At 72.9% G+C, this 14,793-nt stretch carries 14 protein-coding genes; 1 reads left to right on the top strand and 13 read right to left on the bottom strand.

The window, feature by feature from the left end:
* Window positions 1-86: 86 nt before the first annotated feature.
* The 9 genes from CLV40_RS09260 to edd form a co-directional block, all read right to left on the bottom strand.
* Entirely contained in the window at window positions 87-440 is a 354-nt protein-coding gene (locus CLV40_RS09260; protein ID WP_104478447.1) for a hypothetical protein, read from the bottom strand.
* Between the two features lie 357 nt (window positions 441-797).
* On the bottom strand, window positions 798-1,292 hold the full coding sequence (locus tag CLV40_RS09255; RefSeq protein ID WP_104478446.1) for a helix-turn-helix domain-containing protein: 495 nt from the start codon (window positions 1,290-1,292) through the stop codon (window positions 798-800).
* 350 nt (window positions 1,293-1,642) lie between these two features.
* The gene (locus CLV40_RS09250) at window positions 1,643-1,906 is read right to left on the bottom strand and encodes a DUF202 domain-containing protein (RefSeq protein ID WP_104478445.1); all 264 of its coding nucleotides are present in this window, start codon (window positions 1,904-1,906) and stop codon (window positions 1,643-1,645) included.
* A complete protein-coding gene (locus CLV40_RS09245; RefSeq protein ID WP_104478444.1) occupies window positions 1,903-2,247 on the bottom strand; it encodes a YidH family protein in 345 nt (114 codons plus the stop codon). The genes CLV40_RS09250 and CLV40_RS09245 overlap by 4 nt, the downstream gene beginning before the upstream one ends.
* A 284-nt stretch (window positions 2,248-2,531) precedes the next feature.
* Window positions 2,532-3,437, bottom strand: a complete 906-nt coding sequence (locus CLV40_RS09240; RefSeq protein ID WP_104478443.1) for a 1-phosphofructokinase family hexose kinase — start codon at window positions 3,435-3,437, stop codon at window positions 2,532-2,534.
* Window positions 3,434-4,297: a class II fructose-bisphosphate aldolase gene (locus CLV40_RS09235; protein WP_104478442.1), complete on the bottom strand. Its 864-nt coding sequence runs from the start codon at window positions 4,295-4,297 to the stop codon at window positions 3,434-3,436. The genes CLV40_RS09240 and CLV40_RS09235 overlap by 4 nt, the downstream gene beginning before the upstream one ends.
* 1 nt (window position 4,298) lies before the next feature.
* Window positions 4,299-5,159, bottom strand: coding sequence for an SIS domain-containing protein (locus tag CLV40_RS09230; protein ID WP_104478441.1), 861 nt, complete (start codon window positions 5,157-5,159; stop codon window positions 4,299-4,301).
* 244 nt (window positions 5,160-5,403) lie between these two features.
* On the bottom strand, window positions 5,404-6,015 hold the full coding sequence (gene eda / locus CLV40_RS09225; protein WP_104478440.1) for a bifunctional 4-hydroxy-2-oxoglutarate aldolase/2-dehydro-3-deoxy-phosphogluconate aldolase: 612 nt from the start codon (window positions 6,013-6,015) through the stop codon (window positions 5,404-5,406).
* A 20-nt stretch (window positions 6,016-6,035) separates the two neighbouring features.
* A complete protein-coding gene (gene edd / locus CLV40_RS09220) occupies window positions 6,036-7,913 on the bottom strand; it encodes a phosphogluconate dehydratase (protein WP_181043399.1) in 1,878 nt (625 codons plus the stop codon).
* Window positions 7,914-8,307: 394 nt separating this feature from the next.
* Here edd and CLV40_RS09215 point away from each other — a divergent pair, with 394 nt between their 5' ends.
* A complete protein-coding gene (locus CLV40_RS09215; RefSeq protein WP_104478741.1) occupies window positions 8,308-9,024 on the top strand; it encodes a FadR/GntR family transcriptional regulator in 717 nt (238 codons plus the stop codon).
* Between the two features lie 89 nt (window positions 9,025-9,113).
* Here the strand turns inward: CLV40_RS09215 and CLV40_RS09210 are convergent, their stop codons facing one another.
* From CLV40_RS09210 to CLV40_RS09195, 4 genes are all read right to left on the bottom strand, one after another.
* Window positions 9,114-11,597: an FtsX-like permease family protein gene (locus CLV40_RS09210; RefSeq protein WP_104478439.1), complete on the bottom strand. Its 2,484-nt coding sequence runs from the start codon at window positions 11,595-11,597 to the stop codon at window positions 9,114-9,116.
* Window positions 11,597-12,337, bottom strand: coding sequence for an ABC transporter ATP-binding protein (locus tag CLV40_RS09205; RefSeq protein WP_104478438.1), 741 nt, complete (start codon window positions 12,335-12,337; stop codon window positions 11,597-11,599). Before CLV40_RS09205 ends, CLV40_RS09210 begins: the two co-directional genes overlap by 1 nt.
* Before the next feature lie 111 nt (window positions 12,338-12,448).
* The gene (locus tag CLV40_RS09200; RefSeq protein WP_104478437.1) at window positions 12,449-13,681 is read right to left on the bottom strand and encodes a DUF6923 family protein; all 1,233 of its coding nucleotides are present in this window, start codon (window positions 13,679-13,681) and stop codon (window positions 12,449-12,451) included.
* Entirely contained in the window at window positions 13,678-14,439 is a 762-nt protein-coding gene (locus CLV40_RS09195) for a bestrophin-like domain (protein WP_104478436.1), read from the bottom strand. Before CLV40_RS09195 ends, CLV40_RS09200 begins: the two co-directional genes overlap by 4 nt.
* Window positions 14,440-14,793: the final 354 nt, after the last annotated feature.

Below are 14,793 nucleotides of genomic sequence, written 5' to 3'. Positions count from 1 at the left end.
CCGGGTTCCGATGCGACCGTGAACAACGGACGAACGCGAACCGGGTTCGCGGTCGGCGTGTGCGGAGTGGACGGTGCGGCGGGCCATCAGAAGCGCACCGCCCTCGGCAGGTCGGCGAGCGCGGCGTCGGCCACGAGACCGAGGAAGGAGCGGCAGGCGTACTGGGCCTGGACGCGGCGGTGGTAGCGGCGGCTGGACACGGCCAGGTCGGCGCCCTCCAGCCGGACCCGCCACGACCAGAGCTGGGAGGTGGTCTCCCGAGCGGTGGTGGCGGAGGCGTCCGCGACGCGGGCGCGGAGTTCGACCAGCGCGCGGGCGCAGGCCTCGGCGTCGACGAACAACCTGGCGGCCTGTCCCAGGCTGCGGTTGTTCGCAGACAGGAATCGCCACGTCACTCCCGCGTCGGCGGATCTGTAGATCTGAAAGCGGGCGACAGCCATCGGGTTTCTCCCATCCCCAAGTGGTACCAACCCCGACGTGGTCGAATCGTCTGGTTCACGAGTGGACGGGAGAAAAATCCGGAGGGTCCGCGAGGTTGCCATCGTCCTCACAGGGAACGACGCGACCGCGCTTGACTCGATTCCGAAACAACGGGTGAGGCGCCGGTCGCTGGAGGACACAATGGCGCCGGAAAATTACCACCTCGACCGAATAGCGGACTGTCCACAGCGAACTCAGCGTGGCGGATCAGTCACCACTGCCCCGTACGCCGTCCAGGTCCGTTTTCGTGCTATTCGGGACCGGTGTGGCAGGTGTGACAATTCGGCCAACCGGCGGAATTGCGCTCGGGAAATGGATCAGCCGTGGTTTTCCGGCTCATCGGCGGTCGGCTCGTCGGCGTTCGGGCCGGAGCGCAGCATGCGGACCAGCTCGACGGTGGACAGTCCACACAGAGCGGCGAGCGACTCGAGGGCGGCCAGGTCCAGGTCGCGGGTGCCGGGGGCGTGCCGGGCCACCTCGGTGGCCGCCCAGCGGCGGGCCGGGGCCAGCTCGGGGCGCTCGTCGTCGGCCAGCTCGACGAGGTCGACCTTGAGCGAGGCCGGGTACTCCTCGTGGCTGACCTGGTCGTGCACGCGCTCCAGCAGGTCGTGCGGGGACGCCTCCAGCGCGGTGCACAGCTGCACGAACCGGACCACGGTGCACGACCGCGTGCCGGTCTCGTAGGACGCCAGCGCCTGCGCGGACAGCTCGTTGGGCAGCCGCTGCACGAGCTGCGCGCGGGTCCACCGGCGCCGCATGCGCAGTTGCTGCAATTCGCGCCCGAGAGCGCGCTGGTAAGCCACACCGTCCATGTCGCTCCCCCGTCCCAGTCTGGAGGCTCTGTCCGTGACAGCGCGTTGACCTGCGATTTCCCCGCCTGGTGTCACGTTACGCACATTTGCTTTCGGCGCACCCGGCACGTGCGGACTGTTCCACCATCGAGTGAGGCCGTACCGGGTGACGGACACGCTGGGTAGATTCCGGGCGGTGCGTTCGATTACCGATCGGTAGGGACTGGACCACCGGGGTGGTGCGCCCCGATACTGCCTGGGCACCAGGCTCACGGACCCCGCATCGAGGCCCGTCGGCACCCTCCTTCGACGGGGCGGGACCGAGACGAGTGCGTGCCCGGGGCCGGTGGTGCCGCGCCGGCCCCGGGTCTCTACCGGACCAGCAGCGCCGCGACGGCGGCCGCGCCCGGGGTGATCGCGAACAGGCCGACCCAGGCGGGCAGGGTGGACGGTCCCGCCCGGAACCGGACCTCTCCACAGAGGACCATTCCGACCGCGCACAGCAGCACGACCAGTCCGCACACCACGTCGACCGGGGCCTCGGCGCCGTGCAGCAGCAGCGCGCCGACCGCCGCCGCCGACAACCCGGTCCGCGACCAGGCGAGGCGGGTGCGCTCGGCTTGGAGTCCGCTCACCGGCCGACGACCACCAGCACCAGCACCCCCAGCGCGACGGCGGTGACCCCGGCGGCGAGCAGCGGCACGCCGATCCCGGTGGGCAGCGGCTCCGACCTGCGGATGGCGCGTTGGGTGGCCCGCCAGCGGTGGTGGCTCAGTCCGGCGAGGACGGTGCCGAGGACGACCAGCGCGATACCGATCCCGCCGCGGAGCGCGGGGACGCCGAGATCGGGCAGGTATTGCCAGACGGCGACACCACCGGCGACCAATGCCAGGGCGGTGCGCACCCAGGCGAGGAAAGTGCGTTCATTGGCGAGGGTGAACCGGTAATCCGGCTCCTCGCCTTCCGGTTCCGCCACGGCGCCACCTCCCGGCCTTCGTCCCGGCCTTCATCGTAGGCAACTGCGGCTTCGCGGTTGGCGCGGTACTCCGCGTGTTCGCGCGATTGCCGCCCGCGTGCCACCTCGGGACATGATCGCAGGACGGTGGCTGATCGGCGCTGCGCCATGAGGACGAAATGGGCTGGAAATGCGGAATGGTCGGTGGAGATGCCCCCGGCCCCCGGAATTAATTCTACCGGCGCGCACCGACGGTACCGGGTGGTAGCGATCATGCCTGTGGACAACTCGCGGTGGGGTGTGGGTCAGAGGGGGACTACGGCGACCTTGCCCTCGATCTCCGCCAGGGTGTCGGCGTCCATCATCCCGGCCAGGGGGGCGGCCACGGCGGCGGCGGACCAGGTCACGGCCAGCGCCAGGCGGTCGGGCCAGGGGAGGCCGCGGCGGAGGCCGTCGGCGAGGGCGGCGACGGCGGCGTCGCCCGCGCCGGTGGGGTTGCCCGCGATCGGGTACGGCGGGGCCGCGCGCCACTCGCCTTCGTCCGTGACCAGGAGGGTGCCGTCGGCGCCGAGGGAGACCAGGACCGCGCCCGCGCCCGCTTCCTTCAGCAGTCGCGCGCCGCGGAGGGGGTCGTCGAAGCCGACGGCGGCCGCCAGTTCCTCCGCGTTGGGCTTGAGGACGGCCGCGCCCGCTTCGGCCGCCGCCCGCAGGACGGGGCCGCCCGCGTCGACGACCGTCGGGACCCCCGCCTCGCGGGCCAGCCCGACCAGGTCCGCGTAGGTCTCGTCCGGGGCGTCCAGCGGCAGGCTTCCCGAGCACACCAGCACATCCGTCGTCGGCAGGTACTCGCCGACCAGGCCTGCCAGCCGCAGCCAGTCGGCGGTGGAGAGGGGGCCGCCGGGCTCGTTGAACATGGTGGCCTCGGTCGCCACGACGGCGATCGTCATGCGGGTGGCCGCCGCCACGGGCAGCAGGTCGTGCGGGACGCCCGAGTCCACCAGGTCCGCGCGCAGCGAGTCGCCGAGGATGCCGCCGACCGGGCCCAGCGCCAGGGTCGGCACGCCCTGGTCGTACAGGACCCGGCTGACGTTGAAGCCCTTGCCGCCCGCCCGTTCGTGCACGGCGCGGATGCGGTGGGTCTGGCCGGGGCGCAGCTCGTCGACGCGGTAGCTGACGTCCAGCGCGGGGTTGGCGGTGACGGTGAGGATCATGCCGGTGTCCCGATCATCTCGGCCGGGAGCGCGTGCAGCACACCCAGCAGCGTGGCGACCTCTGCGGCGACCGCGGTGCGGGCCGGGCCGAGGTACTTCCTGGTGTCCACCAGGGACTCTTCGGTGGCGAGCGCGGCGCGCACCCGGGCGGTGAACACCGCGTTCAGCCGGGTGGCGACGTTCACCTTGGTCATTCCCGCGCGCACGGCCGCGGTCAGGTCCGCGTCGGGCACGCCGGAGGAGCCGTGCAGCACGAGCGGGACGACGACGGCCGCGCGCAGCGCGCGCACCAGGTCCAGGTCCAGCTCCGCGTCGCGGCTGAGCATGGCGTGCGACGAGCCGACGGCGACCGCGAGCGCGTCCACCCCGGTCGCGGCGGCGAACTCGGCCGCCTCGGCCGGGTCGGTGCGCACCCAGGGCGCGTGCGCGCCGTCCTTGCCACCGATCTCGCCCAGCTCCGCCTCGACGCCCACCCCCGCCGCGTGGCAGGCCAGCACCACGTCCCGGGTGGCCGCGACGTTGTCCGCGTACGGCAGCCGGGACGCGTCGAACATGACCGAGCCGACGCCGAGGTCGACGCCCTCGCGGACCAGGTCCGCGGACTCGACGTGGTCGAGGTGCACCGCGACCGGCACGCCCGCCGCGGCGGCCACCGCCAGGGTCGCGACCGCCAGCGGGCGCAGGGAACCGTGGTAGCGCACGCAGTTCTCGCTGATCTGCAGCACGACGGCCGCGCCCGCGCGCTCGGCGCCCTCGACGATGGCGTGCGCGTGCTCGAGCTGCACGACGTTGAACGCGCCGACACCGCGGCCGCGCGCGGCGGCCGCGGTGAGGATGTCGGTGGTGGGGACCAGAGGCACGTCAGGCGCCCGGGAGGATGACCGAGCGGGTCAGGTTGCGGGGCCGGTCCGGGTCGAGCCCGCCGCGGCGGGCGGCCGCGACGGCCACGCGCTGGGCTAACGCCAGGTGCGCCATGGGGTCCCGGTGTCCGCTCTCGACGAGGGTCGCGCCGGTCGCGGCCACGTCGGCGGCGAGCCCGGCAGGCGTCGGGCCGAACACCCAGGTCACGCGACCGGGCTCGGCGACGCTGATCGGCCCGTGCCGGTACTCCATGGCCGGGTAGGACTCGGTCCACGCGCCCGCGGCCTCGCGCAGCTTGAGCGCGGCCTCGTGCGCCAGCCCCACGGTCCACCCCCGACCGAGGAAGGTGAACTGGCCGCCCTCCGGTGGGTTCTCGTCGGCGAGGACGGCGCGCACGTCGGCGATCGCGCCGTCCAGCCGCTCCCCGAGGGACACCCGCAGCGCGGCGAGCGCGGTGGTGGCGAAGCGGGTCTGCACGACGGAGCGCTCGTCGGCGAAGTCGAGCGCGATGGTCCGGTCGGCGAACCCGGTGGCGGGCGACCCGGGCACGGCGGTGAGCACGGTGCTGGGCGTCTTCGTGTCGCGCAGCAGGTCGATGACCTCGGTGGTCGTGCCGGAGCGGGTGATCGCGACGACGTGGTCGTAGTCGCGGCCGAGCAGCGCCTCCGACGCGGGGAACGCGTCCGTGGCGCCGTGCCCGGCGGCCTCGCGCAGCGCGGCGTAGGCCATGCCCATGAACCACGAGGTGCCGCAGCCCACCACGGCGACGCGTTCCCCCGGCTGGGTCACGCGCAGGTCGAGGTCCACGGCGCGGGCCCAGCAGTCCGGCTGGCTCGCGATCTCGCTCTCGACGAAGGACATGACCGCTCCTCTGCTCATTCATGCACGTTTGACGCGTTCATCATGCAGTTGTGTGCAGTCACCGGCAAGGTGCCGCGCATCCGCCCAGCAGATGCCCGACCATCCTCCCCCAATCGGCCTCTGGTCTAAACCATTGTCCGGCGCGGGCCGACCGGGGTGCCCACCGGGGTCGGGCGAAGTTCTGGTGAACAGCGAAAGAGCGGGCAGCCCCAGGGGGCTACCCGCTCTTCTCCCGTGCGGTCGCTCAGCGCAGCGCGGCGGCCTCCCCGGCCAGTCGCTCCAGCTCGGCGTAGTCGTCGGCGGCCAAGGCGGCGGCCGGGGTCAGCCAGCTCCCGCCGACGCAGCCCACGTTGGGCAGCGCGAGGTAGTCGGCCGCGGTGTTGGCGGAGATGCCGCCCGTCGGGCAGAACCGCAGGTCCGGCAGCGGACCCGCGATCGACTTGAGGAACGGGACGCCGCCCGCCGCCGCGGCCGGGAAGAACTTCAGCTCGGTGTACCCGCGCTCGGCCAGCCGCATCGCCTCGGTGACCGTGGCCGCCCCGGGCAGCACCGGCAGCCCGGTGTCCGCGGCGGCGTCGAGCACCCGGTCGGTGCTGCCCGGGGTGACCAGGAAGCGCGCGCCCGCCGCCAGCGCGGCGGCGGCGTGCTCGGACGCGGTGACCGTGCCCGCGCCGACCACGGTGTCCGGCACCTCGGCGGCGATCCGCCGGATGGCTTCCAGCGCGGCCGGGGTGCGCAGCGTGACCTCCACGATCCCGACCCCGCCGCGCAGCAGGGCCGCGGCCAGCGGCACGGCCTTCTCGGCGTCGTCGATGACCACCACCGGCACGACCGGCGAGACGTCCAACAGGCTCATCGCAAGATTCCTCTCCCGGCTCACGCCGAGTACTCGAGCTCCTCGGCGCCCCGGTCGTCGAACGCGTCGAACGCCGGGCCGAACACGCTGGCGCCGTGGTCGGCGGGGCCGACGGCGCGGCGCAGGGCGGTGAACAGCTCCCGGCCGGTGCCGTGCCACGCCAGGTCGTCGGCGGGGGCGTCGACCGGGGTGCGCGCGGCGAGCACGTCGGACTCGACGAGCACCTCGACCCGGCCCGCGTCCGCGTCCAGCCGGACCAGGTCGCCGTCGCGGATGAGCGCGATCGGGCCACCGGCCGCGGCCTCCGGGGTGCAGTGGATGGCGGCCGGGATCTTGCCGGACGCGCCGGACATCCGGCCGTCGGTGACCAGGGCGATCTTGTGGCCGCGGCTCATGATCGCGCTCATCGCCGGGGTGAGGCCGTGCAGCTCGGGCATGCCGTTGGCGCGCGGCCCCTGCTGGCGCAGCACGATCACGACGTCGCGGTCCAGCTCGCCCGCCTGGAACGCGGCGGAGACCGCTTCCTGGGTGGTGAACACCCGCGCGGGGGCCTCGACGACCCGGTTGGCCTCTGCCACCGCGGACACCTTGATCACCGCGCGGCCCAGGTTGCCCGCCAGCATGCGCAGGCCGCCGTCGGCGGCGAACGGCTCGGCGACCGGCCGGAGCACCTCGAGGTCGGCGGAGGTGCGCAGGCCGTCGCGCCAGGTGAGGACGCCGTCGTCGAGCTCGGGTTCCTGGCGGTAGCGGTCGAGGCCGGGACCCGCGACGGTGGTGACGTCGTTGTGCAGCAGACCCGCGTCGAGGAGTTCGCCGATGAGGAACTGCACGCCGCCCGCGGCCGAGAAGTGGTTGATGTCGGCGGTGCCGTTGGGGTAGATCCGGCACAGCAGCGGGATGACCGCGGACAGGTCGGAGAAGTCGTCCCAGGTCAGCTGGATGCCCGCGGCGGCGGCGATGGCGACCAGGTGCAGCGTGTGGTTGGTGGAGCCGCCGGTGGCCAGCAGCGCGATGACCCCGTTGACCACGGCCTTCTCGTCGACCACCTGCGACACCGGGGTGTACTGCTCGCCCTGCGCGGTGATCTCCACGGCGCGGCGGCCCGCGGCCTCGGTGAGCGCGCGGCGCAGCGGGGTGCCGGGCGGGACGAAGCTGGCGCCGGGCAGGTGCAGGCCCATGACCTCGACGACGAGCTGGTTGGAGTTCGCGGTGCCGTAGAAGGTGCAGGTGCCGGGCGAGTGGTAGGACGCGGACTCGGCGGCCAGCAGGTCGTCGCGGTTGGCCTTGCCCTCCGCGTACGCCTGGCGCACGCGGGCCTTCTCACCGTTGGGCAGGCCGGAGGCCATCGGGCCCGCGGGCACCAGGATGGCCGGTAGGTGGCCGAAGGCGAGTGCGCCGATGAGCAGGCCCGGCACGATCTTGTCGCAGACGCCGAGCAGCAGCGTCGCGTCGAACATGTCGTGCGAGAGCGCGACGCCGGTGGCCATGGCGATGACCTCGCGGCTGAACAGCGACAGCTCCATGCCCGCGCGGCCCTGGGTGATGCCGTCGCACATGGCGGGCACGCCACCCGCGAACTGGGCGACGCCACCGGCCTCGCGCACCGCGGCCTTGATCCAGTCCGGGTACTCGTGCAGCGGCTGGTGGGCGGAGAGCATGTCGTTGTAGGCGGACACGATCGCCACCCCGGGCACCACCCCGGCCTTGACGGCGAGGCGGTCGGGCCCGGCGCAGGCGGCGAAGCCGTGCGCCAGATTGCTGCACCCGAGGCCGCCGCGCATCGGTCGCGGGGTCTCGGCGGCGGCCATCCGCGCCAGGTACGCGGACCGGGTCCGCGCGCTGCGCGCGGTGATCCGCTCGGTGACCGCGGCGACCACCGGGTTCAGGGACACGCTCATGGGAAGGTCTCCGGCCTCGTCTGCGAGTGGGGAACGGGCGAGTGGGGGAACTGACGGGAGTCGGAACCGACTCCGACGGCGGTCCCAGCCGTGACACCACCGACCGTACCGATCCCCCGCGCGGGCTGTCAAAATCGATTCAGCGCCCGCTCTTCGGAGTGCGGCGGTCTATGGTCTAGACAACTCTGTCGCTGCGCACTGTACATATGCCCAGCTCAGAGCGCACCCACCACCAGCGGAACGATTGTCAAACAATCCAACGATCCGGCTCGGTTGCCGGGCGACCGATTCCCGCGCGCCCGGTGAAGAAAACACACCGCCGCCGCTGTCCGACACCCCAAGGCCCCACCGCCGTGAGAGGGTGTGGCCAGCGAGAGAGGGGTTGCCAACCGTGGTGTCCAACGAGCGTGTCGGACGGTCACTGCTGCGGCAGGAGGTGAGCGAGCGGATCAAGCGCTACATCCTCGACAACCGGCTCCGCCCCGGCAGCCCCCTGCCCACGGAGAACGAACTGTGTGCCGCGCTGGGGGCGTCCCGGTCGAGCGTACGCGAGGCGATCAAAACCCTGGACGCGCTGGACATCGTCGAGGTGCGGCACGGGCACGGCACGTACGTCGGCGGGCTGAGCCTGTCGGCGTTGGTCGAGGGCCTGACCTTCCGCGGCCTGCTCAGCCCGAACGACGACTTCGCCGTCCTGTCGGAACTGGTCGACGTGCGGGAGCTGTTCGAGCGCGGCAACGCCGCGGCGATCATCTCCGCGTTGGACGGACCGCACCTGGACACCCTCGACGACCTGGCGAGCAGCATGGGCACGGCGGTCGACGCCGACCGCGTCGTCGCCGACCGCCGATTCCACGCCCTGTTGGTGAATCCCCTGGGCAACGAACTCGTGAGCCAGCTGACCGACGCCTTCTGGGACGTTTTCACGGCGGTGGCGCCGCGGCTGGGCCTGACCCCGAGCGACCAGGACCCGGTGCGGCTGCACAAGGCGATCGTGCACGCCGCCCGCGCCGGGGATTCGCTCGCGTTCGCGGACGCGGTGGTCGCGCACTACGCCCCGATCCGCACCCGCGTCGCGGCGGCGCGGCACGCGCAGAGCATCCGGAACTGACCCGCGGCTCGGGCCGTGGCGGAACCCCTCGATCCGCCACGGCCCGAGCCGTATTCAGGTGGTCTCGCCTGCCAGTCCGATCAGTTCGGTCAGTCCGGGAGCGCGGCGGCGTCGACCGGTCGGGCGCGGGTCGCGGTCCAGGCCGGGAACAGGGTGGCCGCCAGGACCAGGACCGCCATGCCGATCAGGACCGTCAGGTAGACCCACGGGGATCCGCTGGGGAGCAGGGAATCCTGGGCGGCCAGGCTGTACGGGACCAGGGTCAGCGCGGCGACGAGGGTGCCGAGGACGAGCCCGATGAGCGCCACGGCGGTGGCCTCGACGCCCATCATCCGCATGACCTGGGCCCGGCTGGAGCCGGTCAGGCGTTGCAGGCCGAACTCCCGCTTGCGCTTCACCGTCGCCATCACCAGCGTGTTCACCACCGAGATCACCGTGTAGGCCATGATCATGCCGACGATCAGGTAGTTGACCCAGGCGCCGATCTGCTGCCCCTCCTCGAAAGCCGCGGTCAGCATGGCCCGGTCGCCGACGTACGCGCCCGGTACCGCCGCCGCCACGGCGGCCACCGCGCTGACGTCCCCGCGCACCAAGATCTGGTCCGGCAGGCCCTCGGTCACGTGCGGCACCACCAGGTCCGCGGGCATCAGCACGTTCTCGAAGCCCTTGACGCCGGTGAAGGTCGCCACCACCGTGACGTCCACGAAGGCACCATCGCCCAAGCGGACCTTCATGCGGTCGCCGACCTTGTGCTCCATGGACTCCGGAAGGGCCACGGTGGCACCGGTCAGGCCGTCGAGCGAACCGGATTTCACCGTCACCGCAGTGGTTTCCGCGATGTCCCCGCCGACCGCCTGCACGTCGTAGCCGTCGTCGTTCTGCGAGTCGTCGAAGGGCTCGATGACGAACATCCTGGTGGCGGCCAGTTCCGCAGCGGCTGTCACGCCAGGTGTGGCGCGCACCTTGGCCAGCAGGTCGCGGGGCAGGCCGCCGGTCGCGGAGCCGATCACGGCGTCCGCGCGCAAGGTCTGCGCGTAGGCCTCGCGGGCGATCGCGGTCTGGGTGGTCTGGAGGTAGATGTTCGCGACCGTGACCCCGGTGGCCAGCATGATCGGCATGACCGCGGCGGCCACGCGGACCGTGCGGGCCCGCGAGTTGAGCAGCCCCAGTTCCCCGGGGATCCCCGACACGGCGCGCAGCGGCAGCCGGATGACGCCGAGCACCAGCTTGGTCAGCCCAGGGCAGACCAGCGCGACGGCCACCGCCCACAGCATGACCGACGGGCCCGCCGTGCTCGCCGCGACCGGACCGCTCATGACCGTCACCGTCACGATCACCAGGGCCGTACCGCCACCGAAGGCCAGCGCGGCCAGCAGCGCGCGGGGCACGCTGAGCCAGCGGCGTTCCATCGCGGTCTCGGCCAGCGCCTCGGTCGGCCGGGTGCGGGCGGCGCGGCGCGCGGTGACGGCCGCACCGACCAGGGTCGTGAGCAGGCTCGCGCCGATGGCCACGACCACCGGGATCCAGCCGAGGTGGAACCGCAGCTCGTCCGGCACCACACCGCGACTGGCCAACCGGTCGAAGAGGAACTGCCCCACCCATCGTCCCGGCCAGCAGCCCAACGCGGTCGCCAGCAGCGCCACGGTGAACGCCTCCAGCAGCACCATGCGCCGCAGTTGCCGCGGTGTCGTGCCGACGGCCCGCAGCAGCGCCAACTCCTTGCCGCGCTGCTGGATGGACAGGCCCAGCGTGGAGGAGACCACGAACATGGCGACCATCGTGGCCAGTCCGCCGGTGACCGCGGCGAGCACGATCAGGTCGTTCGCCTTGAACTCGGCCTCCGGGTGCTCGGCGAGACCGCGCTCGTCGCCGGACAGCACCTCGACCCCTTGCAGCGCGGCCAGTTTCCCGCTCAACGCTTCCAGGTCGGTGCCCGGTTCCGCCACCACGCCAAAGCTGTCCACAGTGGAACGACCGGCCAGCCGGGGGACGTCCGCGTCGGCGAAGAAGACCGCGGGTGGCGCTCCTGCCATGTCGGCAACGCCGCTGACGGTGTAGTCGACCGCCGTGCCACGGGCCAGGACCGTGACCCGGTCACCGATCCCCACACCTGTGGCCGGTGCCACCACGACCTGACCGGCGCGCGGCGCGGCGCCGTCGAGCCGGTAGTCGCCCAGCCCGGTCGACTCCCAGTTGTGGCCGGAGGTGCTGTTCTTCCCCACCACAACGGGGAAGTTGACCGACGGGGTCGCCGCGCGCACCCCCTGGACCGCGCGGATCCCGTCGGCCAGGTCGCGGTCGAGGCGGACCCGCTCGGGCAGGGTCGCCGTCTCGTAGTCGGGGCCGTCGTCGTGCTCCGGCCGGGCGGGCCGGTGGATCAGCTCGAAGCTGTGCGCGGCGATGACCTGCAGGTCCGCGCCGGTCATCCGCTCCGGCGGGAGCGCGGTGCGGATCCCGGTCTCCATGAGGCCGCCGCACGCGGCGACGAGCATCGCGCCGAAGAACACCGCGATGAAGGTGCCGAGGAAGCCGCCCTTGCGGAAGCGCAGGGTGCGCATGGCGAGGCCGAACATCAGGCGACCCCCGCCCAGGCGCCGAGGTTGGTCATCCGCTCGGCCACGGTGTCCGCCGTGGGCTGCGCGAGTTCGCCGACGAACCGGCCGTCCGCCAGGAACACCACACGGTCGGCGAAGGACGCGGCCACCGGGTCGTGGGTGACCATCACGATCGTCTGCCCGGCCTCGGTGACCGACTGCCGCAGCAGGCCGAGGACCTCGCGGGCGGTGCGGGTGTCCAGCGCGCCGGTCGGCTCGTCGGCGAAGATCACCGCGGGCCGGGTGACCAGGGCGCGGGCGATGGCCACGCGCTGCTGCTGGCCGCCGGAGAGCTGCGCGGGCCGGTGCCCGAGGCGCTGCGCGAGGCCGACGCCCCGCACGACCTGGTCCACCAGCGCCCGGTCGGGCCTGCGCCCGGCCAGCCGCAGCGGCAGCGTGATGTTCTGCGCGACGGTCAGCGCGGGCAGCAGGTTGAACGCCTGGAAGATGAACCCGATCCGGTCGCGGCGCAGCGTCGTCAGCTTCTTCTCCCCCAGCTGCGTCAGCTCGGTGCCGTCGAGTTCGACCGAGCCCTCGGTCGGCCGGTCCAGACCGGCCGCGCAGTGCAGGAAGGTGCTCTTGCCCGACCCCGAAGGCCCCATGACGGCCGTGAAAGTGCCGCGCTGGAACCGGATGCTCACCCCGTCCAGGGCGGTGACCGCCCCGCTCCCCTTGCCGTAGGTCTTGCGCACCTGGGTCAGGCGTACCGCGTCGCTCACCGCTGCTCCCCGAAGAGTGTCGACTCCGTCGTTCGTGTTCGGGGATGACGTTATGGGCGTGACCAGCGCCGACCCATGGCGCTGGCAGGCGGGTTGGGGGTGGGGCTAGCCCTACCTGCGCCGCGCCCGGCTCGCCCCGGCGGCGGCCGCGCCGCCGAGCACCAGCACGAGCACGGTCACGCCCCAGCGGCGTTTCTCCTGCGTGGCGGTCCGCGCGCGGCGCGTGGCGTGCGGCGGTGTGGTCGTGGCCACCGCGCGGAACCGCCGGGCCGACGGCGCGGGCGGGATCGGCGGCGGTGCCTGGGGTGCGGCCGTGGTGGCCAGTTGGGCGTCCGGAGTGGGCGGTGGCGGCGGGACGATCGGGATCGGCGTCGGGCTGATCGGGGGCCGGGTGGTGGAGATCGCGGGCGCGCGGGTCGTGGGGGCGGGCGCGGGTGGTTGCGGTGACGGGGGCGGGGTCGGCGGCGGGGTCGTCGCGGGCGCCATGCCGGGCAGGCAGCTCGTCGCGTCCGAGGAGGACACCGCGGGCCACGCGGTCAGCGTCGTCACGGGCGCGCCGGGGGCCAGGCCGACGCGGTAGAGCACGCTCTGCTCCAGCTGGCGGTTGGACGCGGCGTAGAGCGCGCCATCGGTGCCCAGGACGACCATGCCGTAGGACGTGCCACCGGGCAGTCCCGGAGCGTCCACACGCGACACCTGACCCGAGTCCAGGTCGATGCGCACCACCTGCCCGACGGTCGGGTCGGCGTTGCTCACCCCATACGCCTCGCCGTCGCGCACGTCGAAGTCGTCGACCGCGTTGGCCAGCGGCGCGGGCGAGAGCGTGCGCACGCCCACCAGCGACAGGTACGTCGAGCTGTCGGGGTCGATGTCGATCTGGAACAGCGCGACGCCGTCGCGCACCACCAGGCGGTCGCCGACGACCGCGCCCGCGGTGGCGCCCCGCAACAGGTCCGGGACCTGTCCGGGGTTGAGGCGCCGCACCGGCCCGAGGTCGGCGACCGACCCGTCGCCACCGATCGCGACCACGTGCGCGCCGTCGGCGAACACGCCGTCCGCGTTCCGGCTCGCCAAGCCCCACAACGTGTTCCGCCGCGCCGAGTAGCCGAGCGCGTTGACCCGGTAGCCCAGCGTCCCCACCCGGGTGATCGTGTTGTCCGCCAGGTCGACGCTGCTGAGCACGGAGAGCCCGTAGTCGGTGCTGTGCACGCGGTAGAACACGCAGTCCGGCCCGCCCGGCTGCGCGGCCCGGCTCTCGCCGCCGGTGACACCGGTCAGCACGGCGCCGCCCGCGAGCACCACCGCCAGCGCGGCGGTGCCCGCCAGGGTCGCCCGCCGGTTCACCGCAGCCGCGCCTGGGCGCTCTCGAAGGCGGTCGGCTCGACCTGGGCCCCGCCGCTGTAGGGGTTCTGCAGCTGCTGGGTGGCGAACAGCAGCAGCGACAGGGTGCCCGCCAGGATGGAGACGATCACGATGTGGGTCACCGGGCGCGGGCCGCCGAACAGCAGCGGCAGCGCCACCGACATCACGCTGCCCGCGACGAGCGCGAACCAGAGCACGTCGCTGATGCCGTTGCCCGCGGCGTTGAGCCGGTCCTGCCTGGCCTGGTAGACGTCCCACAGCTTGTTGGCCGCGTCGGTCTTCTGCGCGTTCTCCCAGTCGTCGCCCGCCTGCGCCTGCGCGACGGCCTGGCGCATCTTCTCCAGCGCGGACCAACCCTCACCGGAGACGTCGTCATTGCCCTGCCGCAGGTCCGGCCACTCGTGGTTGATCACCGCGTCGAGGTACTGGTCGACCAGGTCGCGGACCTCGGTCCGGGTGGGCTCGCCGAGGGAGTCGGCGGCCCAGCGGGCCGCGACCAGGTTCTCGGTCTCCCGGTAGGAGTCGTCCTCGGCGGCGCTGGTCGCGTCGAACAGCGAGATCAGCACGAACGCCAGCAGCACCGCGTGCAGGCCGCCGACGATGGTGAACACCTGACCGGCGGCCTCGTTGTTCTCGACCGTGCCCGTGGTCTCGCCGATCCGCCGGATCAGGTACGCCACGGCCGCGGTGACCAGCGCCGCGCCCAGCACCCAGATGAGACCGGACAGGTAGATGTTCATTGCGCCAATGCCTTTCCCGGCGACCGCGGGCGAATTCCCGGTGGGCGCGCGGCACCCCCGTGCCGCGCGCTGGGGCAACTGTGCCGGAAGGACGGTGCCGGGTGCGCGTCGAGAGTGACTGAACTACTCGATCGGATTACCTGCCATCGTGAGTTCACCGTCCGGTTGAGATCGGAAGGTAATGGGCGCCGCACCGGCCCCCGGGCCGCGACCGGGGAACCGTGCTATACGTCCGGTATCGCTGGTTCGACCCGGTTCACCCGGGCGTGCGGCACGGGGCGCCGCGTGACCTGGCTTATCCGACCTTGATCCACCGACCGGGTGGTGGGAGGGTCTGCGCGAGTGAACTCGGCA

The organism is Actinokineospora auranticolor (assembly GCF_002934265.1).
GTDB classification, from domain to species: domain Bacteria; phylum Actinomycetota; class Actinomycetes; order Mycobacteriales; family Pseudonocardiaceae; genus Actinokineospora; species Actinokineospora auranticolor.
The sequence above is the reverse complement of the archived record's forward strand: the minus strand, read 5'-3'. Positions and strand labels throughout refer to the sequence as shown.